Genomic DNA, 24,687 nt, shown 5'->3' with positions numbered 1-24,687 from the left:
ATTATTGATTTATTTAATATTCAAAGTGACATCGATATTGCCACGGGTTGCATTGGAGTACGGGCAGACAACATGTGCTTTTTTCACCAAATCTTCTGCCACACTACGTTCAATGCCCGGTAGGCTGATATCCAGTTGAACTTCAATGCCAAAACCGGTTGGAATCGCGCCGATCCCCACCGTACCCTCGATGTTAGCATCGTCAGGTACTTTTACCTTTTCTTTTGATGCAACAAACTTCAGCGCACCGAGGAAACAAGCAGAGTAACCAGCAGCAAACAACTGTTCCGGATTAGTGACCGCACCGCCAGCGCCGCCCATTTCTTTAGGAACACCTAATTTCACATCCAGTACACCATCAGAGGATGTTGCACGACCATCACGGCCACCAGTGGCTTTAGCTTTGGCGCGGTATACGACTTTTTCAATAGACATAGTGCTTTCCTTTCAGGGTCAATAAAGATGAAGAACACGTCCGACTTGAAAGTATGGCACTCATTATGAAAAAGCCCCCGATTTGGGGGCTTGAGATATCATCTTACTTTGCTGGCATGTCTATCTTGTCATCGATACGCTGCAACATATAGGGATAGAACGGATTCGATGAAATTCGCATCAAAGAATCTAACCCAACAACCAGCACAGCACGCTCACCACGGGCGGCGAAGGTCCCTAAACTGATACCATATTGGTCACGTGGTTCAGGATAGCGGCCATACAGTGAATCGCTCATCGGGAATGGCAATGCTACGTGAGAAAGCGAGAAAATATCCGGTGGATAAATCAGCCCGGTAGGAACTGACGTTTCATTCGTTTCCCCTGCCAGAGTGGTCAACGCTACGGTTTCATTACTTTGCGGAGAAACATTGGTAATTATCGTTGTGCTGTAATTACGTGGTGGCGGCGGCAGTAAACGTGCCAACGCAGTATAAGAAGATGTTCTTAATAATGGCCCAAAACTGGCTGCACGATTCAAATCGAACAGTACCACTTCACTACCATTTTTCGGTAAGTGATTGTAGAGGGCGGTGACTACCGCTCGGGTGCTGACGGTGGAGTCCATTAATGACTGGAAAGTCAGGATCGGCGGTAACTCTTCCATTTTATTGTTTCTCGCATCACGTGCAATTTGCTGTTGCAATACGGACGTCAATAAATAGGACTGGCGAGCAGCATTAACCGGGAATGAGTTGTACTTGAATGGATTAAACTCAGGTACGATCCCCAACCAAGCCGCTTTCGCAAAGGCCGGGAAAATAGCGGGCCAACCGGCAATACCCGCAAAACGAGCAAAGCTTGTCACACCAATCATTGGGGATATCAATATAACCCGCGCAGGTTTTGCCAGTGTTGGATCATCCAATGAGTCCAACGTGTACTTCATCGCCAGCGCACCACCATTGGAGAAACCAACAACATGCAAGGGTAAATCCGGGCCACTCAGTGCTTTGGCTTCACGGACTGCCAGACGTGTTGCCGCCAGCCAGTCTTGCCACTCAACATCAGTCAAACCAGCAGGCACCGTGCCATGAGCCGGTAAACGAATGCCAATGGCCACATATCCGCGCTCGCGATAGTTTTCAGCAATATGGCGCAAGCTATACGGGGTATCAGTTAAACCATGTAGTAATACAACAGCACCCTTAGGCTTACCTTCAGGTTGCAGAATATAAGAGCGATTCCAGTCATTTTTAAAATGAGGTGGATAAATCGCACTGCCCGAATAATAACGGTTGAGTGGAACCTGAGTTCTCGGCTCCAGTTTTTCGGTAACGTTAATCCGAACTTCATCAAAAAGCGCGTTTTCAGCTTTTATGTAATCCGCCCAATTGGATTTATCAATGTCGGCGGCACGCATATCATGAGGGACGAACGTATGCCAAAGCTCAAGCTTCGGTCCACGTTGTGTATCGTAAATTCGTATTGCCAGTATGGTAACGGACATTACCACCAAAACCAGAACAATCCGTTTAATCCACCGCTTAATGGCTATGGCAGGCATGGCCGCTACTCCGTTTTTATATAATCGTGCACAATTGAGGTCAGTTTATCACCCTCTGTCTATGCCGCTACTTTAAACGCAAAACATTATCTTGGTATATAGTGAGGAACTAATAAATTATCATGCAGTTATTATTATCAAATAAACATCCACGAATAGCTTAATATTCCGACCTCTATTGTCTCTTTCAGTGATATTACATTGTCTGTAACATTATAATTTTTGAATTACCCCTCAATTAGAGCTTAATGGGTAGAGTCTCCCAAGCCAAATTAACAGAATAAATTAAGCCGCTGAACTTACTGTCAGCGGCTAATGAACCCCCTAATAGGATTACCCCTCGCTACTTTCAATCGGTTCTTGAATGACGCGTGGTGGTGCTTTACGCAACCAAACCCACCAAGCTAGGGTCATTAATGCAACCCACGTCAAACCAACATACATCGCAATTCGGGTGTCTGGGAAATACCCCAAAACGGCGATAATAAATGCCATAAAAATAATGGTTAGGATGGGGGCGACTGGCCAGAATGGCACCGGGAAGGTTAGACGAGCTACATTTTCTTTACTCATAGAACGGCGCATCGCGACTTGGGAAATCAGAATCATTAACCAGACCCAAACAGTCGCAAAAGTCGCAATTGAGGCAATAATCAAAAACACATTTTTCGGGATCAAATAATTCAGCACCACGCCACATAACAGCGCAATTGCCATCACCAGAATAGTCATCCATGGCACACCGTTACGAGTCAGGCGGCTAAAACATTTAGGTGCCAACCCTTCTTGAGCCATGCCATACATCATGCGGCCTGCCCCATAAATATCACTATTAATTGCAGAAATCGCGGCGGTGATAACCACCAAATTCAGAATATTGGCTGCAGAGCTAATACCTAAACTACTGAAGATTTCTACAAAGGGGCTACCATTTTGTCCAATGCTATTCCATGGATAGATAGCCATCAGAACAAATAGGGTCAAAACATAGAACAGCAGAATACGTACAGGAACAGTATTGATCGCACGCGGTAAGACTTTTTCTGGGTTCTTCGCCTCACTGGCAGTAACACCAATAATTTCGATTCCACCAAATGCAAACATCACCACAGCAAATGAGGCAATCACTCCTGTCATACCGTTAGGCATAAACCCTTGATGAGACCATAAATTGCTGACTCCCGTACTTTCATGACCCGCACCAAAGCCAAACATCATAATACCTAGCCCTGCCGCTATCATGGCAATAATCGCAGTCACTTTTAGCAGAGATAACCAAAACTCCATTTCACCAAAAACTTTGACTGAACAGAGATTTAGCGCACCAATAAAGAAAATGATACTTAGCACCCAAACCCATTGCGGCGCATCAGGGAACCATAGCCCCATATAAATGCCGAACGCCGTGACATCGGCCAACGCCACAATAATCATCTCAAAGGTATACGTCCAACCGGTCAGAAAACCGGCCAGAGGCCCAAGGTAGCGGCTGGCATAGTGACCAAAAGAGCCTGCAACGGGGTCATGTACGGCCATTTCACCCAGTGCGCGCATTACCATAAATACGGCACCACCACCAATTAGATAGGCGAGTAAAACAGCAGGTCCCGCAAGACGGATGGCCTCGGCAGAGCCATAAAATAAGCCAGTTCCAATGGCGGAACCTAACGCCATGAACCGGATATGCCGGGCGCTAAGCCCGCGTTTGAGCGTGGATGAATCATTCTTCATGGTACATTCTCGCAAGATTCGCGCCCTTTCAGGCAGGGGTTCAGAGAGGGTGATCCCGGTAACCGGGACCACCTATAGGTCAATGTAATGACTGCTTATTATTCTATAATTTATTAAATGCTTGGTAGTAGATGCGGGGGCATCAGCTCATTCAAATGGCGCAGGGTAATAAGTTGACTTGCGGCTTCAATATCGGGGGCAAAGAAACGATCTTTTTCGTAGTAAGCCACGTGCTGGCGCAACTGATGGCGCGCACGCTCCAGCGTATCTGATGTCTTCAACCCTTTACGTAAATCCAGCCCCTGACATGCAGCCAACCACTCCACAGCTAGAATACCGCGCACGTTTTCCGCCATTTCCCATAGGCGCTTGCCCGCACGAGGAGCCATAGAAACATGATCTTCCTGATTGGCAGAAGTTGGGATGCTATCGACACTCGAAGGGAATGCCAGTCCTTTATTCTCACTGGTCAATGCTGCTGCGGTGACTTGAGCAATCATAAAGCCAGAGTTTACGCCACCGTTCTCCACCAAGAATGGGGGTAACTGTGACATATGTTTGTCCATCAATAGTGAAATACGCCGTTCGGATAATGAGCCGATTTCTGCTAATACCAGCGCCAGATTATCCGCCGCCATAGCGACGGGTTCGGCATGGAAGTTACCACCAGACAAGACATCGCCTTGTTCAGCAAAAACCAAGGGGTTGTCTGACACCGCATTAGATTCAATCTCCAGAACCTCTGCCGCCTGACGCATTTGAGTCAAGCAAGCTCCCATAACCTGAGGCTGACAACGTAGCGAGTACGGGTCTTGAACTTTATCGCAATTACGATGAGATTCAGAGACTTCACTACGCTCGCCAAGCAAGTGACGATAGACAGTGGCCGCATCAATTTGGCCACGCTGGCCTCTCACTGCATGTATGCGTGCATCAAACGGGCTGCGAGAACCTAACGCTGCTTCCACCGTCAAACTACCAAAAACAGAAGCCGCAGCATAAAGGTCTTCAGCCTCAAATAAGCCACGCAGTGCATAAGCGGTAGAAACCTGCGTGCCATTAAGCAGTGCCAGCCCCTCTTTTGCCGCCAGTGTAAGCGGCTGCAAACCGGCTTTAGCCAGTGCGGTACGCGCATCTAACCATTCGCCTTGATAACGAGCTTGGCCTTCACCTAACAGCAGCAAACTCATATGTGCCAGTGGAGCCAAATCACCGGAAGCCCCCACTGAGCCTTTTAGCGGAATATGGGGATAAACCTGAGCATTAACTAAAGTTATCAACGCCTGAATAACATCCAAGCGAATCCCTGAAAAACCACGGGCCAAGCTATTGATTTTTAATACCATAATCAGGCGAACAATTGCATCGTCATTTGGTTCACCCACCCCTGCGGCATGAGAAAGAACAATCGAGCGTTGCAGATTTTCTAAATCTTCGGTAGCAATACGGGTCGATGCCAATAAACCAAATCCGGTATTGATTCCATAAGCCGTACGCTTCTCTGCCAAAATGGCCTGGACGCAATCTACACTTTGCTGAATGGCAGAATGAGCACTTTCATCCAGAGTGATATGCACGGGATGCTGATAAATATGCCGCAAATCAGCCAGCGTCATTTGGCCGGGGCGCAGGGTCATTGTTTCGAGAGTTGTTTTCATTATTGTTTACCTCGTGTCGCGGCAACCATTGGCAAGTTCAGCCCCTGCTCTTGTGCACAATTAATGGCGATGTCATAACCCGCATCAGCATGGCGCATCACGCCAGTTGCCGGATCATTATGTAAGACTCGAGCGATACGCTCAGCGGCTTCATCGCTGCCATCACACACAACTACCATGCCCGAATGTTGCGAGAAGCCCATTCCTACCCCGCCGCCATGATGCAGTGACACCCACGTTGCGCCACTCGCTGTGTTCAGTAGCGCGTTAAGTAATGGCCAGTCCGATACAGCATCGGAGCCGTCCTGCATGGCTTCAGTCTCACGGTTAGGGCTAGCAACCGAGCCAGAATCCAGATGGTCACGACCAATCACGATGGGGGCCGACAACTCGCCGGTACGCACCATCTCGTTAAAAGCCAGCCCCAACTTCGCACGCTGACCTAAGCCGACCCAGCAAATACGTGCGGGTAGCCCTTGGAAGCTGATTCTTTCACGCGCCATATCCAACCAATGATGTAAATGTTCATCATCAGGGATAAGTTCTTTAACTTTTGCATCTGTTTTATAAATATCGGTAGGATCGCCGGAAAGTGCAGCCCAACGGAACGGGCCAATACCACGGCAAAACAGTGGGCGGATATAAGCAGGTACAAAACCAGGGAAATCAAAAGCCTGAGTAACACCCATATCTAGTGCCATCTGGCGAATATTATTGCCGTAGTCAAATGTTGGGATACCCATGTTGTGGAAAGCCAGCATCGCTTCAACATGTTCTGCCATTGATTTCTTAGCAGCATTGACCACGAGAACCGGCTCACGTTGAGCACGCTGACGATACTCTTCCCAACTCCAGCCTTTTGGCAGATAACCATTCAACGGGTCATGGGCGCTGGTTTGGTCTGTCACCATATCCGGGCGAACCCCACGGCGAACTAACTCAGGTAAAATCTCTGCCGCGTTGCCACACAAGGCGATGGAAACCGCGTCACCCGCAGCGGTGTATTTTTCAATACGCGCGAGTGCATCATCCAGATTAGCCGCTTGTTCATCGACATAACGAGTTTTAAGACGAAAGTCGATACGGCTCTGTTGACACTCAATATTGAGAGAACAAGCACCGGCCAAGGTTGCCGCCAGTGGCTGTGCGCCGCCCATCCCCCCTAATCCTGCCGTTAATACCCAGCGCCCTTTTAAGCTACCACCAAAGTGCTGCCGACCAGCCTCTACGAAGGTTTCATAGGTGCCTTGCACAATGCCCTGACTCCCAATATAGATCCAACTACCAGCGGTCATCTGGCCATACATGGCTAACCCTTTAGCATCAAGTTCGTTGAAATGTTCCCAATTAGCCCAATGAGGAACTAAATTTGAGTTAGCAATTAAAACTCTAGGTGCATTACTGTGAGTTTTAAATACGCCGACAGGCTTACCAGACTGAATCAGCAATGTTTCGTCGTCGTTCAGATGAGTCAGACTTTCTACAATTTTGTCATAGCATTCCCAGTTACGGGCCGCACGGCCAATACCACCGTAAACCACTAATTCTTTAGGATTCTCAGCCACTTCAGGATCAAGATTATTCATCAACATGCGCAGTGGGGCTTCAGTTAACCAACTTTTAGCCGTCAGCTTTGTACCACGCGAGGCTCTAATCTCATTATCACGGAATCTGTTTTGGGCAGTCACGGCAATTTCCTTCAACCAGTTTTTCAGGTATCGACGACATTACTTAGTTTGAACATTTATTAACATATACTCGTATAGACAAGTACAATCAAGCACGGAGAAAAAGAGAATGGGAGATTTCACACCACAAACACAGAGACATTAATACCATTTAAAATCAAATAGATATTGATCACCACGTTCTAACTTAAAGTCAAACAAGAGGATTTTCGGCATGATTTCGCTGTTGAAAGCAGCATAAAATTGGTTTGTTTTTGCGCACGAAGTCACATATATTTCACACGAATTTTACATTGAAACATTAAAAATGCGCGATATCTCGCTTAATAGTTGTGGGGGATTTGTCGCCGAAGTGGAGAAGGTTTACCGTTAGGGAAGATAAGAAGAGGGACCAATAAGAGTTGTAAAATTCGCCTTTAGCCCTCTCTATTTATTATTTATGGTGAATCTGGCTATCAACAGGTGCATGTTCTCTTTCTATTAATCCATAGTCCCGCACCACTGTTGCCACTCGTAGACGATAACCAGAGAAGACACCCTCACGCCCTGCAGCTTGCGCGATACGGTGCTGTTCAATATTCCGCCATTTTTTAACTGCATCTTCATCTCGCCAAAATGACAGTGAGAGTAATTTCTTTGGGTGACTCAAACTCTGGAAACGTTCAACTGAAATAAAACCATCTATTTGTTCCAGCAAAGATTTTAATGTTGCGGCGTACTCTAGATACGTGTTGTATTCACCTTCTGCAGGCTCCACTTCAAAGATGACAGCAATCATAATTTACTCCTGCAAGTAGGGCATTGGTTGGACAAAATGACATACATAAAAGTATCAACATGCCTCAAGCGATTCCCTCTAGTCCACTGTAATAGATAAAAAACTAGCCCCAAAATGATAAAAGCCCCGACTACATTTAGTCAGGGCTTTTAAGGTACTACAAATTTAAAATTAAACATTAATCAACTTAATAACGTGATACTAACTTTCATACTGTTTATAAAGATGTACATGTTTTACAGGAATATTTTCGTTTGTAACTAACTTTGCCCTCCAATATATTAACTGAATGGTAACATTCCTCGTTTAATTTAATTTAGCCATGTTTTTGATAACACTAACTAAATTAGTACACCACCCTCGCGATATATACTCTTTGTTACGTGGCTTTACTTTCGTCGCGATATCCTCGATCTCATACTAACGTACACAAATCGCGAACATTACTATTAACAACAAAGCCTTAACTCATCGCGTATCGTCCACAAAATGCGATTATGAAGATTTATTGCATGGCTTTAAAGCATCATCGCATGAGTTAAATATATGAAAACTCAAAGCGAATCTCACATAAAAAAATATTTCGTGACCTTTATCGCATTATTTTAAATCTGCTACATGGACACCGGGTAAATAAAAAGCTTGCTACTAATTGCACCGGTGTTGAATTCTAATTTACGTGTTCTACATGAGATGTCAATACTGTTTTTAAGCACATGTCTTTATTATCAGTACCACTGAAAAACCGAGATCATTTTATTGATTTAGATCAGCATAAATTCCCCATGATCTGTTGTCTGGCATAAAAAGACCGCAGTAATCTGTATTGATAAAAATCCAGCGAAGAATTTCTTCTAAATGAGAGCAAATTCATAGACTACGCTATAGAGAAAGAATATTGCGGTGATATTTTTGATGACATCGATACTAAGGATCTCAATATAATGCAGCTAAAATGGACAACTCAGTGGATTCCTGGGCTCGCAACTTTCATCCATTATGATAAAGCTTATCTGAAGCCCGATATTCGTTCAGGGCTTTCGGTCGCAGCGGTCGCATTACCTACCGCTATTGCCTATACCGAACTAATGGGCATCAATGCCATTATTGGGCTTTATGCCTGCATTTTACCCATGATTGTTTATGCCTTATTTGGCACCTCAAGACAGCTGATTGTCGGCCCTGATGCAGCCACTTGCGCGGTCATCACTGCAGCAGTTGCTCCTCTTGCTCTTGGAAACCAAGACACGATTTGGCAAATGGCCATTATCATGACAATGATGACTGGTTTTTGGTGCGTCATTGCGGGTCGTTTCCGTCTCGCCATCTTTGCTGACTTTCTTTCTCAGCCTATTCTACAAGGGCTTTTAAATGGTGTTGCCATCACCATTATGGTTGGGCAAATTGGTAATATCCTGGGGTTGAACTCACTACCGTCAGATTTAATTAAATGCCTGATTGCATTGCCCGGTAAGTTATCGGAAATACATGAGTTAACATTAGTACTGTCAATTACCTGCCTTGCCATTCTGTTTATTTTGAAAGTATTACGCCCCAAATGGCCAGGACCCCTTATTGTGATGACGATTGCCACATTGTTAAGCTGGTACTTAGATTTCAATGCTGCAGGAATCACCATTATTGGTAGCCTAGGCCAAGGGTTGCCACATATTACCATGCCCCATTTCGACCCCATTTTATTACGTGAACTTGTCGTTCCGTCACTCAATCTTGCCGTAATCAGCATTGTCAGTTTTATGATGACGGTACAAAGTTTCGCCAGTAAAAATGGTTATGAAGTCGATATTGATCAGGAACTACGTGCCTTGGGTTATATCAATATCGCCGCGGGGCTATCACAAGGATTCGCGGTCAGTGCAGCAACCAGCCGCACTGCAGTTAATGATGCCAACGGTGGCAAGTCTCAAATGGTTTCAATAGTGGCAGCGCTGACGATCGCTTTGGTGCTTTTATTCCTGACACAAACACTGAGCTTCATTCCATTAGGAACACTCGGTGCTGTACTTATTTATGCTGCATGGTCCATGTTTAGTTTCAAAGCTATTTTTTCCATGCGAAAACATAACCGTTCGGCCTATATTCTGACCGTATTTACGCTAATCGCGGTGTTAGTGGTTGGTCTTATCGACGGTATCGGATTTGCTATTATTCTTGGCATACTGCAATTCCTTCGTACTGTTTTCAAGCCAACAGATCAGTTACTCGGAGTGGACAATCAAGGGATAATCCACTCTGTTAATGCAGGTGAACATATTAAACCTATTGATGGTTTAATCATGTATCGCTTCAATTCTATCTTGACCTATTTTAATTCGACCTATTTTAAAAAACGCGTCATTGCGTTAGTTAACAGTGCACCAACGCCACCACGGTGGGTCGTGATCGATGCGGCTACATGCTTTACTTATAATGACGCAAGTGTATTTGCCATGCTTAAAGAGCTTATTCCGACTCTGAAAGCAAAAGGGGTGACACTAATTCTTGCTGGCCGTGACACGGAACTCACAGACTGGTTAACGAAGAACGATATGTCACCTTTTGCAGAAGAGATTATTGTAGTGCCAGATCTCTATCTTGCTGTCCAAATCACTCAGAAGAATGATATTCAGACTGAAGTTAAGAGGCAAAAAACAGCAATAGAGTCCGCTCAGGATGTTTAAACGATGTTGATTTCAACGAAGTAGTGAATGCTCCCCGTGCAGGTAGAGGCCAAATCCTACCTGCATACCAACCTCAATAAGCCACCTTATCTCACATCGAATCTGATTCTTTTCTTCATAGAGGTCGCCTCATTTTCTTTGGCTACGTTAGCCGATCATATTTTTCACAAACCAAAAACATAGTGATGCGGATCTCTCTTCGTGACAATTCTATTGGTCGAATAAAAATATCCATCCTATGATGAATTCATAAATCCGAACAGTGTACGCATATACGAACAAGGAGATAAACATGCCATTTGATTACATGAACCCAGTGAAATTTTATTTTGGTGCAGGTAAGTTCAAGCTAGCCGGTACAATCGCCGCCACATATGGCACGAAAGCGCTGATCGTGGCTTCTGATAGTGCCAAACCCACCGGGCAGTTAGTTTCATTGCAGGAATATCTCACCCAAGCCGGGATCACCTTCAGCCTATTTGATCGTTTCATGCAAAACCCACTTTCAACATTGGTTGCTGAGGGAGCAGAGATGGCTAATCGCGAAGGATGCGATTTGGTCATTGGCATCGGTGGAGGCAGTGCTATGGACATGGCAAAAGGTATTGCTTTTTCAGCCCAAAATGAAGGCAGCATCTGGGATTATGTTTATGGTGTAAAACAGGGAACCTCGGCGCTGCCCGTGGTATTAATCCCTACCACAGCAGGCACGGGAAGCGAAGCAAACCGCACTGCGGTCTTCACCAATCCTGAAACCAACGATAAGAAAGGCTTGGTCAATCCACTGATTTATCCCAAAGCGGCAATTATTGATGCAGAACTGATGCTGACACTACCAAAACGTGTCATCGCAGGCCCTGGTGCGGATGTGCTGTTCCACGCATTGGAATCATTTATTTCTAAAAATGCACACCCAATGAGTGAGATGTTGTCTTTAAAAGCCATCGAGCTTATTGCACAAAATCTGCCTCGGGTTTATGACGATGTTAGCGATTTAGCAGCATGGGAAAATGTCACATTTGCCAGTTCATTGGCTGGCATGGCAATTGATTGTGCAGGAACAACCCTACCTCACGCATTACAACACCCAATGGGGGGGTTATTAAATGTCGTTCACGCGGAAGGTATCGCCGCCATGTATATGCCATTCATGGAATATACATGGCCAGCAGCACCTGAAAAATTCGCGGCTATCGCGCGTGCGATGGGTGTCGATACCCGTAATATGAGCATCGAACAAGCCGCCGCCAGTAGTGTGGACGCCGTAAAAAGTCTCCTAACTTATATTAATATGACACCAACACTGACTGAGCTTGGTGTCAAAGAAGAGCATTTTGACTGGATGGTGAATAATGTGCTTACCACCATGAAAGTCGTGTTATCCAACAATCCCAAAGTACCTGATGCTGAAACAATAAGAGATATTTATCAGCACAGCCTTTAATAAAAATAATCATTTAAATGAGAGATAGTTCATCGTTATCTCTCAAGAAACAACACGAAAACGCCAGGGAAATTAATATGTATATAATTATTGATTGCGGTTCAACAAATACTCGATTGTATTTAGTTGAGCAGGAAGAGGTAAAAGACAAACATGAAATTACTATTGGGGTAAACAGCACCGTTAGTGATGGAAATAATGAACGACTGAAACAGGCACTCACTCAGGCAATTGAAGATTTATTGGGTAACAATGCGCTTTCGTTGCATGATGTCGATTTTGCTATTGCCTCAGGCATGATTACTTCCAATCTGGGGTTGCTGGAAGTTCCTCATCTGGTCGCGCCAGTGAATATCAATGACTTTGCTCAACATACTTGCCGGGTCGCAGGATATAAAGTTTTACCGATTGATCTTCCTATTATATTCATTCCTGGTGTGAAAAATGATATTGGCGAAGCCACTTGGGAAAATATCAGGAAAATCGACCTGATGCGTGGGGAGGAGACGCAAGCTATTGGTGTCATATCCAGCATGTCATTAACGTTACCAGCAACTATTGTGGAACTTGGTTCAACGACAAAAATTATACATATCAATAAAGATGGTGCAATTGCTGGCAGTATTACGTCCTTGAGCGGGCAAGTTTATGCCGCAGTAAAAAAAGAGACCTTCATAAACTCAAGTATGATCGATTCTGACAATGATACTGAGGATTTCTACTGCTCTGATATTCTCAAGCATGCTTACCAATGCGTCAGTAGTGCAGGTTTGTTACGGAGTCTTCTCTTTACACGTTTTATTCAATTTTCATTACCAACGACAGCAGCAGAAAGAAAATTCTACTGCGAATGTACAATAGCAGCTGATGATATGAAACTTTTTGATGAAGCAGAAGAACAAGGGTTTGCACTGACAGGCGATATTATTTTTATCGGCCAATCTGCGCGATGCAAAATATATCAAGAAATGTTAAAAGAAACCAAAAAGATTAACAACCATATGATTTCAATTACTCAGCCGGAAGAAATAGCTTTACTGGGTATAAAAGGGGCGTGCTATATCGCTAAATCACAGATTAATTAATGTAATAAATAAAATAACAATCACCTACAAATAATAGCCGAAATTAATAAAAATCCTTATTTTTAAAATGAAGAGATTGTTAAAGCATAGCACATTAAAAAATAACTAGTGCAGTATTAATCGGTATTCACTTAACCTCTGGGACTTTACTATGTACGTTATAACCATAGATACAGGGACAACAAATACACGTGTTAGTGTATGGAAAGACAATGACATTATTGCCAAGTCTTTCCAACCCGTGGGTGTCCGCGACACGGCAATCAGTGGGAGCAAAAACACGCTAATTAATGGTGTTAAGGTGGCTATTGATGACGCCATGAAACAAGCCAACATTACCTATAACGATCCTCTTATTCTGTTGTCATCTGGGATGATCACCTCAAATGTTGGCCTGTATGAATTGGCACACCAAATTGCCCCTGCTGGAATTACCGAGCTTGCTCAAGGGATGGTAAAAGTAGACATGCCTGAAGTGGCTGAAAAACCCATTTGGTTTGTCCCCGGCGTGCGGAATAATTCGCAATCCGTATCGGTAGAAAACGTTGAAGCCATGGACATCATGCGCGGCGAAGAAACGGAAGTCATTGGCGTTGTTCAATCTATGAATTTGCAAGGACCTGCGCTGATTATATTGCCGGGTTCACATTCAAAATTCATTCGTATTGATGAGAAAAACCGCATCACTGGTTGTGTCACCACCATTGGCGGAGAGCTTCTAGATGTTATTACACAAAATACGATTCTAGCCAGTTCACTACAACACGACTTCGCTGACGAAATAGACAGGACAGCTCTCTTACAAGGCAGCCGGACTTGCCAAAAAGTCGGCCTTTCCCGGAGTTGTTTTTCAGTTCGTATTCTCGACATGTTTGCGCATCAGTCAAAAAATCAAAAAGCTAATTTTTTATTAGGTGCTGTGTTATCCAGTGATATTTCCGCTATTAAAAATAGTGATGCGCTGAATATAACGCCCGGTATGACGATTGTCATTGGTGGAAAGAGAATCCTCAAAGAGGCTTTCAGCACACTGATTAAAGATGATTCATTCTTTACCGGAGAAATACGTGTTATTGATGATAATCCGAAGCCATTATCAGGCCTTGGCATTATAGCCTTAGCACGATTTAAACAACTTTTGTAATCACTCTATCCTACGAATGAAGTATTAATAGGGCAATCACCATGAATACAACCGTAAAAGCAACGGTAGTTGCTAATAAAGTCGGAAAGAAAAGATGGTTTGTTGTATTTCTATTATTAGTCGGCGGTATTATTAACTATATAGACCGGGCAAGCTTATCTATCGCTGCACCGGATATGATGAAAGACTTGAATTTAACGAATACAGATATAGGTCTGATGGGTTCCGTTTTCGCACTGATTTATGCAATGTGTCAACTTCCCTCAGGCTGGCTGGTTGATAAACTTGGTCCCAAAAAAGTCTACGGCTGGGCTATTGGATTATGGAGTGGTGCAACCATGCTCACCGGAGCATGTAGCAGTCTGGCAACCTTGCTTTTTGCTCGTGCGTTATTGGGTGTCACCGAGGCTCCTTGCTGGCCTGGTGCAGCAAAAATAACGGCAACTTGGTTCCCGAAAAAAGAACGCGCATTGGCTACCGGCTTCTGGGATGCGGCATCAAAATGGGGCCCTGCAATAGCACCACCTATTTTAGTTGCTATTATTGTTCCTTTCGGCTGGCGATCTCTCTTTTATATCGCTGGTGCACTTGGGTTAGTCTTCTTAATTTTCTTCATTTTTCTTTATCATCAACCAGAAAAGCACCCAACGATTACTGAAGAAGAATTAGATTATATTAAAGAAGGTGGTGGTGGCACCGCCGTTGGTAACGCGATTGGTGATGATGGTAAGAAAATAACCTGGGGTTCATTATTCAAATATAAATGTGTGTGGGGAATGATATTAGGCTGGTTCTGTTACGTATGGATGATGAATATTTTCACAACGTTTCTACCACTTTATTTAATGAAAACCCAAAATATTGAACTTAAATCATTGGGTATCTATGCCAGTATTCCTTACTTTGGTGGCATTGTAGGTGCTGTAGTCGGGGGATATATTTCAAAATGGTTAATGGACCGCGAAATATTTAAAGATTCCTTAGTCGCGAAACGCGTCACCATCAGCGTCTCTGCCATATTAGCCGGTATTACTGTGGTCTGTATTCCCTTCGCATCCAGTTTAACTTCGACATTAGCATTATTGGTTATTGCGATGGCATTACTTTCTGCACTTTCCGCAACCGGTTGGGCATTACCGGGTGATGTTGCTCCGTCAGCGATGGTCGGTTCTGTGGGCAGTATTCAGAATTTTGGTGGCTATTTTGCCGGTTCGCTATCACCACTGGTCACCGGGATGATTGCAGATGCTACTGGTTCATACACGCTGGCATTTGTTAGTGGCGGTATCATCGCCGGATGTGCGGCTTTGTGCTACTGGTTCCTCGTTACTAAGCCTATCGCGGCAACCCATTAAAGAGTGTGAATTTGATGACGCCAGTAGATAGCGCAGACGCCTATTCTACTGGTTATTAACGCTATATTTCCCGATGAGAAGGAAAATGCTTTGATTAAGCAAAAAGTTATTCAGGCCATAGAAGATACCGGGATCATCGCGATTGCGCGCCATATTACACCGGAGCAGGTATTGCCGCTGGCACAGGCATTATATGACGGCGGTATTCGAGTGATTGAAGTCACCTGCAACACGTCTGGGTTCTTACAATGCATTGAAATGTTGTCCACAGAATTTGGCGATAAAATGTATGTGGGCGCCGGGACGGTATTGAATCCAATCATGGCTCAATTGGTGCTAAATGCCGGAGCCAATTTTGTCTTAGCACCTGATTTTAATCCCGAGGTTGTAAAAATAGTTCATGAACATCAGAGGCTTATGATTCCTGCTGTCGTTACGCCTAGTGAGATGATGCAAGCTTGCCGTATGGGAATTGATCTACTTAAGCTGTTCCCAGCCAATGCCTTAGGTATTGATTACCTTAAGGAAATTAGAGGACCACTCGATAACCTCGCCCTGATTGCCGTTGGTGGCGTTACTCTCGCGAATACTGAAAGTTTCGCAAAAGCAGGCGCATTTGCAGTAGGTGTCGGTAGCGAACTTATTAATAAGCAAATGATTGCAGACGGGAATTGGCAAGGCTTAACCAAACTTGCTGATAATTTCGTCGCAACATTTCGCCAAGGCAAATGTATGCCAACCTAATTTTTACAGCAGTACACCACGAAAATAAATCGACGTCCGGCAGCATAACCCTGCCGGGGTTGTGATCAAGGCGCTGATAAAGCGTCCTTTTTTTACGCATTTTGAGGGGGTAGATACGCTATAATAGTGAAAATTTTTCTAAAGGCATGTCTTCAATGGACAAATTTAACCGCTCAGTGGGGCGGGCGATTGAGATCCTCGAACTGCTCGCTCACAGTCCAAATGAATTAACCATCACAGAAATTAGTAAAAGTCTGGCTATCCCGAAAAGTACTGCGTTCGATATTATCTATACGCTAGTGAATAAGGGGTATCTTGAGGTGGCGGATGAGCGGCTTAAGTCGTTCCGTTTAGGGGTCAAACTTTTCCAGGTTGGTTCTGGATATCGCGATAAAAAGCCATTCTATGACGTGGCGAAATCCGTTCTCGAGAAGATTACCGCTCAGGTGAATGAAACCTCATTTCTGGCTATTGAAAGTGGTGGAATGCTGGTTTATCTGGATAAAGCGGAAAGCGAAAGTTCTGTTCGTACTTCCTGCAAACTGGGATCAAATCGCCCGATGTATTGCACCGGTTTAGGTAAAGCGCTGCTTTCTGCCTATTCTGATGAGCGTTTGCTTGATATTGTCCGTCGAACCGGTGGCATGCCTCCGATTACCCCCACCACTATCACCACCGAAGAGCGCCTTCTTGAAGAGATGAATCAATCGCGTCAGCGGGGTTATGCTATTGACGATCGTGAACACAATATAGATGTCTTTTGTGTGGCAGCGCCGATATATGACTCACGCAATGCGCCTCTGGCGGCAATCAGTGTGGCATGCCTTTCATCAAAAATGGTCGGAAACCCAGAACGGGTAAAAGAGTTAGGAACGCTGGTTTCGCAAGCTGCGTTATCCATTTCTCAGAGAATTGGATTCACCGGTGATCGGTTATATAACGTGCGTTAATATGGAGGTCGATGATATCGGTGTGCTACCCAACAAAAGCCGCCATCGCGGTCATTAACTCTTTGAAAAGGCATCTATCACGATGCCTTTTTGCATTTTGGCCGTTATGCCGTAGTTTCTAAAGATCTCTAAATATGAATGGCACGACTATGCGGAATACTTACCGTTTTGACCAATAGCATAGAGGCCGGCTCCATCAGCTAGCTTATAGGGTTATCCCGCGCTTTAGCTGTACGCACCTTAACATCCGTTAGGGGCATGATTTCTCCTTCTGGGGATAGATTTCAGCAGACACTGCTTGACATCAGGAGAGAAAAAATACAAGTTAACCATTGGTTTATATGGATTTTTATTGACTTGAGTTGACGTAAAAAGAGGACTTTTGGCGGAAGATCACAGGAGTCGAACCTGCCAAGGACCGCTGGCGGCCCCATCTGGATTTGAAGTCCAGCCGCCCCACCGGGGACGATGATCTTCCATAGGGAAGAGTGAGTCAGGGGGGATTATAGCGTTTTTATTGTATGGCGCTATCCATTAGATAAACATGATGAATAAAACTGCCCGATAAGGTGGATTGTAGAATCATCACCGTCAGAACCAAGCAGCTAATAACTCACTTCGCCATATTTATCGCGGTGTTCTTTCGGCGTGATCGAATACCCTTTTTTGAAAACCGAATAGAAATATTGCAATGATGGATAGCCACACATCTGTGAAATCTCATTGATAGGCAATGATGTTGCAGACAACAAATTGCGTGCCCTATCCAGTTTTTCTTCATGAATAACACCATGAATAGTCTGCCCTATATCATCTTTAAAGCGCTTTTCCAGATTTGAGCGCGACATGCCCACCGCATCCAACACCTGTTCGACCTTAATCCCTTTGCAAGCATGATGGCGAATATAATGCATGGCCTGAATCACTGCCGGATCGCGTAATGAACGGAAATCCGTGGAACGCCGCCCCATCACTTTGACCGGCGGCACCAGAATACGCTGCAATGGAGGGGCTTCTTGTTGCTTTTGGCGTTGATTAAGACGCTGATGCAACAACTTAGCCGCTCGATAGCCCATCTGTCGTGTGCCTTGTACTACCGACGAAAGTGCCACTCGCGATAAATAACGGGTTAACTCTTCATTATCAATGCCGATAACACTTAACTTCTCCGGTACTGCAATATCCAGATGCTCGCAAACCTGCAATAAATGGCGCGCTCTTGCATCGGTGACCGCAATGATACCTGTCTGGTGCGGCAACGTTTGTACCCAGTCCGCCAGCCGATTTTGTGTGTATTGCCAATTAGCAGGGGCGGTGGCCATTCCCTGATAAACGACCCCCTGATATTGTTCTGCGGCCACTAATTGTCGAAACGCATATTCCCGCTCCTGTGCCCAGCGTTTATCGCTGCTGGCGGGCAGCCCGTAAAACGCAAAGCGATTTAATCCTTTTTCTTTCAAATGCATAAATGCTGCTTCCACCAAGGCGGCGTTATCTGTCGCAATATAATCTACCGGTGGATAATCTTCTATTTGATGGTAAGACCCCCCCACACCAATAATCGGGACATCGACATTCGCCAGTAGCTGCTCTATTTGTCGATCATCAAAATCCGCAATCACCCCATCACCCAACCAATCCCTAATGTTATCGATGCGGCAGCGAAAATCCTCTTCAATGAAAATATCCCAGTCACATTGCGAAGCCTGCAAGTACTCGCCAACGCCCTCCACCACTTGTCGGTCGTACACTTTGTTGGCATTAAATAATAAGGTTATCCGGTAGCGTTTCTCAAACATGGAATAGCTCCTGAAAGGGGTGGGATAGCAAAACTGAATGCGCAAAGAGACCAAAGCAATATCGCGTTGATCTCTTTGCGATGGGTAAAATTACACCCGGCGTTTTGTGGCGGAATCCATCCACACAGCCAGCAGCAAAATTGCACCTTTGACAATGTACTGCCAGAAAGTCGGCACATCTAGCATGCTCATCCCATTGTCGAGAGAAGCCATGATAAATGCCCCCATCACCGCCCCCGCCACACTGCCGATCCCGCCAGCAAGACTGGTGCCCCCGATGACACAGGCGGCAATCGCATCCAACTCGGCAATATTCCCCGCAGAAGGTGAACCCGCCCCCAAACGTGAGCTAAGAATCAAACCGGCCATGGCGACCATCAATCCATTGATTGCAAATACCGCCAATTTGGTGCGTTCCACATTAACCCCAGACAAGCGGGCAGCATCAATATTGCCACCAATGGCATAGATCCGGCGGCCAAAAGCAGTTCGAGTGGCCATAAATATTCCGGCCAACATTAGGGCAGTAAGAATCAACACCGGAGTAGGTACGCCACGATAATCATTTAATAAATATATGGCACCAAGAACGATAACGGCGGTAATCGATTGGCGGGTGATATCCCCTTGCGGAGCTGCAACAGGCAGGCCCAACCGAATACGATGGCTACGCCGACGCCACTGCCAGGCCACAAATAGCATCAGGCCAATGGCACCAATACCAAATCCTAGGCCATTGGGTAGATAGCTTTGACCAATCTGTGACATGGCATTGCTGGTAGGTGATACCGTGGTGCCATTGGTGATGCCGATTAAGATACCGCGAAAAGCCAACATCCCCGCGAGGGTGACAATAAACGAGGGGACTTTGCGATAAGCAACCCACCACCCATTCCATGCGCCGAGCACCAACCCCAGCATCAGTGTGACAACGATGGTCAGCGGTAATGGCCAGCCAAGCCACACATCAAAAATTGCCGCGACACCCCCTAATAACCCCATCATTGAGCCAACGGATAAATCGATTTCTGCCGAGATAATGACAAAAACCATCCCCACGGCCAAAATTCCGGTAATCGCTGTTTGTCTCAGTAAGTTAGAGATATTTCTGGCGCTGAGATAAGCCCCTTCAGTGGTGAAAGTAAAAAACAGCATAATAACGGCGATAGCCGCCAACATGACAAAAACTTGCAAATTAAGCGACTTTAGCCGAAATAGTGGCTTTTTATCGCCATTTTCTGGTGTGTTGATATCCGTTTGATTAGCTTGCGACATGGGTTTCACTCCTGAGTGCGGCTTCCATGACCTTTTCTTGAGTCAGGTTATGGTTAATGAGATCGGCCTTGATGCGCCCTTGGTGCATGACCAGTACGCGATCACTTAATCCCAAGACCTCCGGCAATTCAGAGGAAATCACAATGACCGCAATCCCCTGCTGGACCAATTGGTTGATAAGTTTATAAATTTCATACTTTGCACCAATGTCGATACCGCGCGTCGGTTCGTCGAGAATCAAAATGCGCGGATTTAACAACAGGCACTTTGCAAGAATGGCTTTTTGCTGATTCCCCCCGCTCAGGCGAGCTATCGCCAGTTCCGAAGAAGACGTTTTTACTTTTAAACGAGCTAAGGACTGCACAATAGTCGACTGCTCTTTCGCGTCATCCAGCATGCTGAAAGAACCGGTGAAGTCATCTAATGCAGCCAGTGTGATATTGGCCCCTACCCCCATGACCGGCACGATGCCATCTTTTTTGCGATCTTCCGGCACCATGGCAATGCCCAGTTTCATAGCCTGCTGACAATGGTTAATGGTGACCGCTTGACCATCAATAAAAATATCGCCCTGCCAGCGACCAGGGTAGACACCAAACAAGCATTGCACTGTTTCTGTCCGGCCAGATCCCACCAATCCAGCCACCCCCAAAATCTCACCACGCTTCAAGGAGAAAGAAACCTCGTCTACCCGACGGATATGGCGGTTTACCGGGTGCCAGGCGCAGAGATTTTCCACGCGGAGAATTTCTTCACCAATATGATGGGCTTCATGTGGATAAAGCTCTTTCAGTTCACGACCAACCATCATGGCAATGATGTCATCTTCAGTCATGGCCGCTGCGGGCCGAGTGCCAATATGGCGGCCATCACGGATCACGCAGATATCGTCCGATATAGCTTTAACTTCATTTAATTTGTGCGAAATATAGATGCAGGCAATACCGTGATTACGCAGATCGCGAATAATATCCAGCAAAATAGCCGTTTCGCTTTCTGTTAGAGAGGCCGTCGGTTCATCCAATACCAACAACCGCACTTGTTTATTTAGCGCTTTCGCAATTTCAACCAACTGTTGCTGCCCCAGCCCCAGTTCACCTACTGGCGTATGCGGGTCTACGACCAATTTCACCTGCGCCAACATCCGTTGGCAACGCAAATACATGGCATCGTAATCCATAATGCCAAAACGCCCCCATTCGGAACCGAGGAACATGTTTTCCAGCACAGACATTTGTTTCACTAGTGCCAATTCTTGATGAATTATTGCAATGCCTTTTTGCTCTGTTTCCCGAATGTTTTTGGCCTGAAGCGTTTCACCTGAGAAGATTATTTCGCCTTGATAAGAACCCGCAGGGTAAATACCACATAACACTTTCATCAATGTGGACTTTCCGGAGCCATTCTCCCCGCATAAAGATAATACCTGCCCAGCCTCAAGTGTCAGACTAATATTATCAACGGCTTTAACAACACCGAATTGCTTCGTTATTTCTTTCATTTCTAGCAGGTAGGGCATAATTCCCCCATATAACCTTCATCCTCGAAGTTGCAGGGTGTTAACTGCAACTCCAAGAACTTTGGCATATATGAAATAACAGCTAATTTAATCACCGGATAAAAACTAGCGGTAAGTTAATTAATATATATCTGCTTTCTTGTGGAAACCATCAGCAATAATGGTGCTGTCGATATTGTTTTTGTCCACTTGGATCGGTGTTAACAAATAAGCCGGAACATCTTTAATGCCATTATTTAATTTACTGTTCGATTGCGGTTGTTCACCTTTACCTAAAGTCACAGCAATTTCTGCGGCATCATTCGCTAATTTGCTGATTGGCTTATATACAGTCATGGTTTGAGTGCCTGCAACAATACGTTTTATTGCAGCTAAGTCAGCATCTTGCCCGGAAATAGCCACTTTACCTGCCAACCCCTGTGCCGCCAATGCCTGAATCGCACCACCTGCGGTGGCATCATTAGAGGCCACAACGGCATCAATTTTATTATTGTTGGCTGTTAATGCGTTCTCCATGATTTTCAAAGCATTTTCCGGTAACCAGGCATCAACCCACTGGTCGCCAACAATTTTTATTTTTCCGTCTTTTATCAATGGATTAAGGACTGTCATCTGCCCTTGGCGGAACAGTTTGGCATTATTATCAACAGGCGAACCGCCCATCAGGAAATAATTGCCTTGCGGTACCCGCTCAACCAGGCTCTTCGCTTGCAACTCACCGACTTTCTCATTATCAAAGGAGATATAAAAATCAATATCAGCATTATTTATCATACGATCATAAGCTAAGACTTTTATACCTTCTCGTTTTGCTTCAGCAATAACATTACTTAATACTTGTCCGTTATAGGGAATAATAACAAGAACATCCACACCACGGTTAATCATATTCTCAATCTGCGACATTTGAGTTTCTTCATTGCCATTTGCTGATTGAACAAATACTTTAGCACCGAGGGATTCAGCCTTGTTAACAAAAATATCGCGATCTTTCTGCCAACGCTCAAGGCGTAGATCATCTATCGCCATACCGATTTTAATTTCTTTACTGAAGCCTGGCTGGCTAATCATTACCAGTGCGGCGCAAGCGGAGAGTAAAATGTTCTTAAATTTCATCTTTCAGTACCTTTCTTATTGTGCAAGCAGGGTAAGAGAAACGGTAAACATCAACTGCATTAGGGATTGTTGACGCTTATTTGCTCATCGGCAATTACAGATTTTCATCCACCAATTATGTTTTTTGGTTTAATGTTAATTTTATGATAACGATCATGTTTTCTTTCCTAGAAAATACATAATTCCACCAAGAGATGTTATCAGTGCAATGAATATTAAGGTATTTTTATAATTAATCGTTTATTTATGAGATCTACACCACAATTAATAATTCTCTGAATTTAAGTGTGAAATAACGTAATTGAGAGAATAACAAACAACTCCGAAGATAAAAGCTCACCAGCCCGGTCATGCGGGCCAGCTTCCAAGGAGTATTGCATGCAATCTTATTTTGATGAATTAGAACAAGTGCGTTACGAAGGCAGCCAGAGCACTAATCCGCTGGCATTTCATCACTACAATCCGGATGAAATTATCCTTGGTAAGCGGATGGCAGACCATCTGCGCTTTGCGGCTTGTTACTGGCACACATTCTGCTGGGGTGGGGCTGATATGTTTGGCAGCAATGCCTTTGAGCGTCCATGGCAACAGCCGGGTGATGCACTCACCCTCGCTAAACGCAAAGCTGATGTCGCATTTGAGTTTTTCCACAAATTAAACGTACCTTATTACTGCTTCCACGATGTGGATGTGTCACCAGAAGGCTCATCTCTTAAAGAATATCTGAATAACTTCGCTACCATGACTGATGTTTTGGCCGAGAAACAAGAGAGCAGCGGCGTAAAATTATTATGGGGCACAGCCAACTGCTTTACTCACCCGCGCTACGGTGCCGGTGCCGCAACCAATCCAGATCCAGAAGTTTTTAGCTGGGCTGCGACTCAAGTTTTCACAGCAATGAATGCAACCCAAAAACTCGGCGGTGAAAACTATGTGTTATGGGGTGGCCGTGAAGGTTACGAAACCCTACTAAACACCGATTTACGGCAAGAACGCGAACAGATTGGTCGCTTTATGCAGATGGTGGTTGAGCACAAACACAAAACCGGTTTTCAGGGCACACTGCTTATTGAGCCAAAACCGCAGGAACCGACCAAGCATCAATATGATTATGATGTTGCGACTGTTTATGGCTTCCTTAAACAGTTTGGGCTGGAAAAAGAAATTAAAGTCAATATTGAAGCCAACCACGCCACTCTGGCTGGGCACTCCTTCCACCATGAGATTGCCAGTGCGATTGCGCTCGGCATTTTTGGCTCGGTAGATGCGAACCGTGGCGACCCACAACTGGGTTGGGATACCGACCAGTTCCCTAACAGTGTTGAAGAAAATGCGCTGGTCATGTTTGAAATCCTGAAAGCAGGTGGTTTTACCACTGGTGGCCTGAATTTCGATGCTAAAGTGCGCCGTCAAAGTACTGATAAATATGATCTGTTTTACGGCCATATTGGGGCAATGGACACCATGGCGTTGGCACTAAAAATTGCCGCCAAAATGATTGAAGACGGGCAATTAGATCAACGGGTTGCGAAACGTTATGCCGGTTGGAATACTGAATTGGGTCAACAGATCCTGAAAGGTAAGTTGTCACTGGAAGATTTGGCCCGCTATGCCAGCCAGCATAATCTGAACCCGCAGCATCAGAGTGGGCATCAAGAGCAGTTGGAAAATCTGGTTAATCGCTATCTGTTTGGTTGATGGTCAATAGGGGGGCACAC

18 protein-coding genes and 1 tRNA gene are annotated in these 24,687 nt (G+C 45.0%); 8 read left to right on the top strand and 11 right to left on the bottom strand.

What is annotated here, in order from left to right:
- Window positions 1–9: 9 nt before the first annotated feature.
- From ACIOG0_RS00355 to ACIOG0_RS00330, 6 genes are all read right to left on the bottom strand, one after another.
- Complete coding sequence (locus tag ACIOG0_RS00355) at window positions 10–435, bottom strand: organic hydroperoxide resistance protein (protein WP_050099465.1); 426 nt, start codon at window positions 433–435, stop codon at window positions 10–12.
- Window positions 436–538: 103 nt separating this feature from the next.
- Window positions 539–2,002: a carboxylesterase gene (locus ACIOG0_RS00350; protein ID WP_050099464.1), complete on the bottom strand. Its 1,464-nt coding sequence runs from the start codon at window positions 2,000–2,002 to the stop codon at window positions 539–541.
- A gap of 333 nt (window positions 2,003–2,335) precedes the next feature.
- Window positions 2,336–3,733 (bottom strand): amino acid permease, encoded by a 1,398-nt coding sequence (locus tag ACIOG0_RS00345; protein ID WP_050140047.1) that lies wholly within the window; start codon window positions 3,731–3,733, stop codon window positions 2,336–2,338.
- A gap of 113 nt (window positions 3,734–3,846) precedes the next feature.
- On the bottom strand, window positions 3,847–5,391 hold the full coding sequence (gene hutH / locus ACIOG0_RS00340) for a histidine ammonia-lyase (protein ID WP_164908363.1): 1,545 nt from the start codon (window positions 5,389–5,391) through the stop codon (window positions 3,847–3,849).
- Window positions 5,391–7,079 carry a urocanate hydratase gene (gene hutU, locus ACIOG0_RS00335; protein WP_050099461.1) on the bottom strand — a complete coding sequence of 563 codons (1,689 nt, stop codon included), beginning with the start codon at window positions 7,077–7,079 and terminating at the stop codon, window positions 5,391–5,393. Before hutU ends, hutH begins: the two co-directional genes overlap by 1 nt.
- A gap of 433 nt (window positions 7,080–7,512) precedes the next feature.
- Entirely contained in the window at window positions 7,513–7,857 is a 345-nt protein-coding gene (locus ACIOG0_RS00330) for an antibiotic biosynthesis monooxygenase (RefSeq protein ID WP_050099460.1), read from the bottom strand.
- Between the two features lie 944 nt (window positions 7,858–8,801).
- Here ACIOG0_RS00330 and ACIOG0_RS00325 point away from each other — a divergent pair.
- The 7 genes from ACIOG0_RS00325 (at window position 8,802) to ACIOG0_RS00295 (ending at window position 17,260) form a co-directional block, all read left to right on the top strand.
- The gene (locus ACIOG0_RS00325) at window positions 8,802–10,538 is read left to right on the top strand and encodes a SulP family inorganic anion transporter (protein WP_050099459.1); all 1,737 of its coding nucleotides are present in this window, start codon (window positions 8,802–8,804) and stop codon (window positions 10,536–10,538) included.
- A gap of 292 nt (window positions 10,539–10,830) precedes the next feature.
- On the top strand, window positions 10,831–11,982 hold the full coding sequence (locus tag ACIOG0_RS00320) for an iron-containing alcohol dehydrogenase (protein ID WP_050099458.1): 1,152 nt from the start codon (window positions 10,831–10,833) through the stop codon (window positions 11,980–11,982).
- A 77-nt stretch (window positions 11,983–12,059) separates the two neighbouring features.
- A complete protein-coding gene (locus ACIOG0_RS00315; RefSeq protein ID WP_050140051.1) occupies window positions 12,060–13,067 on the top strand; it encodes a 2-dehydro-3-deoxygalactonokinase in 1,008 nt (335 codons plus the stop codon).
- Window positions 13,068–13,218: 151 nt separating this feature from the next.
- A complete protein-coding gene (locus ACIOG0_RS00310) occupies window positions 13,219–14,211 on the top strand; it encodes a 2-dehydro-3-deoxygalactonokinase (protein ID WP_050099456.1) in 993 nt (330 codons plus the stop codon).
- Between the two features lie 41 nt (window positions 14,212–14,252).
- The gene (locus ACIOG0_RS00305) at window positions 14,253–15,566 is read left to right on the top strand and encodes an MFS transporter (protein WP_128451444.1); all 1,314 of its coding nucleotides are present in this window, start codon (window positions 14,253–14,255) and stop codon (window positions 15,564–15,566) included.
- Between the two features lie 90 nt (window positions 15,567–15,656).
- Entirely contained in the window at window positions 15,657–16,310 is a 654-nt protein-coding gene (locus ACIOG0_RS00300) for a bifunctional 4-hydroxy-2-oxoglutarate aldolase/2-dehydro-3-deoxy-phosphogluconate aldolase (RefSeq protein ID WP_050295657.1), read from the top strand.
- A 155-nt stretch (window positions 16,311–16,465) separates the two neighbouring features.
- On the top strand, window positions 16,466–17,260 hold the full coding sequence (locus ACIOG0_RS00295; protein WP_050099453.1) for an IclR family transcriptional regulator: 795 nt from the start codon (window positions 16,466–16,468) through the stop codon (window positions 17,258–17,260).
- A gap of 383 nt (window positions 17,261–17,643) precedes the next feature.
- Here the strand turns inward: ACIOG0_RS00295 and ACIOG0_RS00290 are convergent.
- The 5 genes from ACIOG0_RS00290 to xylF form a co-directional block, all read right to left on the bottom strand.
- A tRNA-Sec gene (locus ACIOG0_RS00290) sits at window positions 17,644–17,738 on the bottom strand.
- A 127-nt stretch (window positions 17,739–17,865) separates the two neighbouring features.
- Window positions 17,866–19,059 (bottom strand): D-xylose utilization transcriptional activator XylR, encoded by a 1,194-nt coding sequence (gene xylR / locus ACIOG0_RS00285; RefSeq protein WP_050099446.1) that lies wholly within the window; start codon window positions 19,057–19,059, stop codon window positions 17,866–17,868.
- A 90-nt stretch (window positions 19,060–19,149) separates the two neighbouring features.
- Window positions 19,150–20,334 carry a xylose ABC transporter permease XylH gene (gene xylH / locus ACIOG0_RS00280; protein WP_050099445.1) on the bottom strand — a complete coding sequence of 395 codons (1,185 nt, stop codon included), beginning with the start codon at window positions 20,332–20,334 and terminating at the stop codon, window positions 19,150–19,152.
- Window positions 20,321–21,853 carry a xylose ABC transporter ATP-binding protein gene (locus tag ACIOG0_RS00275; protein ID WP_050140065.1) on the bottom strand — a complete coding sequence of 511 codons (1,533 nt, stop codon included), beginning with the start codon at window positions 21,851–21,853 and terminating at the stop codon, window positions 20,321–20,323. Before ACIOG0_RS00275 ends, xylH begins: the two co-directional genes overlap by 14 nt.
- A 120-nt stretch (window positions 21,854–21,973) precedes the next feature.
- The gene (gene xylF / locus ACIOG0_RS00270) at window positions 21,974–22,969 is read right to left on the bottom strand and encodes a D-xylose ABC transporter substrate-binding protein (protein WP_050099443.1); all 996 of its coding nucleotides are present in this window, start codon (window positions 22,967–22,969) and stop codon (window positions 21,974–21,976) included.
- A 378-nt stretch (window positions 22,970–23,347) separates the two neighbouring features.
- Between xylF and xylA the strand changes: the two genes are divergently transcribed.
- Window positions 23,348–24,667, top strand: a complete 1,320-nt coding sequence (gene xylA / locus ACIOG0_RS00265; RefSeq protein ID WP_145524607.1) for a xylose isomerase — start codon at window positions 23,348–23,350, stop codon at window positions 24,665–24,667.
- Window positions 24,668–24,687 lie beyond the last annotated feature (20 nt).

Source organism: Yersinia vastinensis, assembly GCF_044905075.1.
In the GTDB taxonomy this organism is placed as follows: Bacteria; Pseudomonadota; Gammaproteobacteria; order Enterobacterales; family Enterobacteriaceae; genus Yersinia; species Yersinia vastinensis.
The sequence above is the reverse complement of the archived record's forward strand: the minus strand, read 5'-3'. Positions and strand labels throughout refer to the sequence as shown.

Coding starts and splice junctions, on each gene's coding strand:
- ACIOG0_RS00355 (WP_050099465.1), bottom strand. CDS start 435: ATGTCTATTGAAAAAGTCGTATACCGCGCCAAAGCTAAAGCCACTGGT.
- ACIOG0_RS00350 (WP_050099464.1), bottom strand. CDS start 2,002: ATGCCTGCCATAGCCATTAAGCGGTGGATTAAACGGATTGTTCTGGTT.
- ACIOG0_RS00345 (WP_050140047.1), bottom strand. CDS start 3,733: ATGAAGAATGATTCATCCACGCTCAAACGCGGGCTTAGCGCCCGGCAT.
- hutH (WP_164908363.1), bottom strand. CDS start 5,391: ATGAAAACAACTCTCGAAACAATGACCCTGCGCCCCGGCCAAATGACG.
- ACIOG0_RS00330 (WP_050099460.1), bottom strand. CDS start 7,857: ATGATTGCTGTCATCTTTGAAGTGGAGCCTGCAGAAGGTGAATACAAC.
- ACIOG0_RS00325 (WP_050099459.1), top strand. CDS start 8,802: ATGCAGCTAAAATGGACAACTCAGTGGATTCCTGGGCTCGCAACTTTC.
- ACIOG0_RS00320 (WP_050099458.1), top strand. CDS start 10,831: ATGCCATTTGATTACATGAACCCAGTGAAATTTTATTTTGGTGCAGGT.
- ACIOG0_RS00315 (WP_050140051.1), top strand. CDS start 12,060: ATGTATATAATTATTGATTGCGGTTCAACAAATACTCGATTGTATTTA.
- ACIOG0_RS00310 (WP_050099456.1), top strand. CDS start 13,219: ATGTACGTTATAACCATAGATACAGGGACAACAAATACACGTGTTAGT.
- ACIOG0_RS00305 (WP_128451444.1), top strand. CDS start 14,253: ATGAATACAACCGTAAAAGCAACGGTAGTTGCTAATAAAGTCGGAAAG.
- ACIOG0_RS00295 (WP_050099453.1), top strand. CDS start 16,466: ATGGACAAATTTAACCGCTCAGTGGGGCGGGCGATTGAGATCCTCGAA.
- xylR (WP_050099446.1), bottom strand. CDS start 19,059: ATGTTTGAGAAACGCTACCGGATAACCTTATTATTTAATGCCAACAAA.
- xylH (WP_050099445.1), bottom strand. CDS start 20,334: ATGTCGCAAGCTAATCAAACGGATATCAACACACCAGAAAATGGCGAT.
- ACIOG0_RS00275 (WP_050140065.1), bottom strand. CDS start 21,853: ATGCCCTACCTGCTAGAAATGAAAGAAATAACGAAGCAATTCGGTGTT.
- xylF (WP_050099443.1), bottom strand. CDS start 22,969: ATGAAATTTAAGAACATTTTACTCTCCGCTTGCGCCGCACTGGTAATG.
- xylA (WP_145524607.1), top strand. CDS start 23,348: ATGCAATCTTATTTTGATGAATTAGAACAAGTGCGTTACGAAGGCAGC.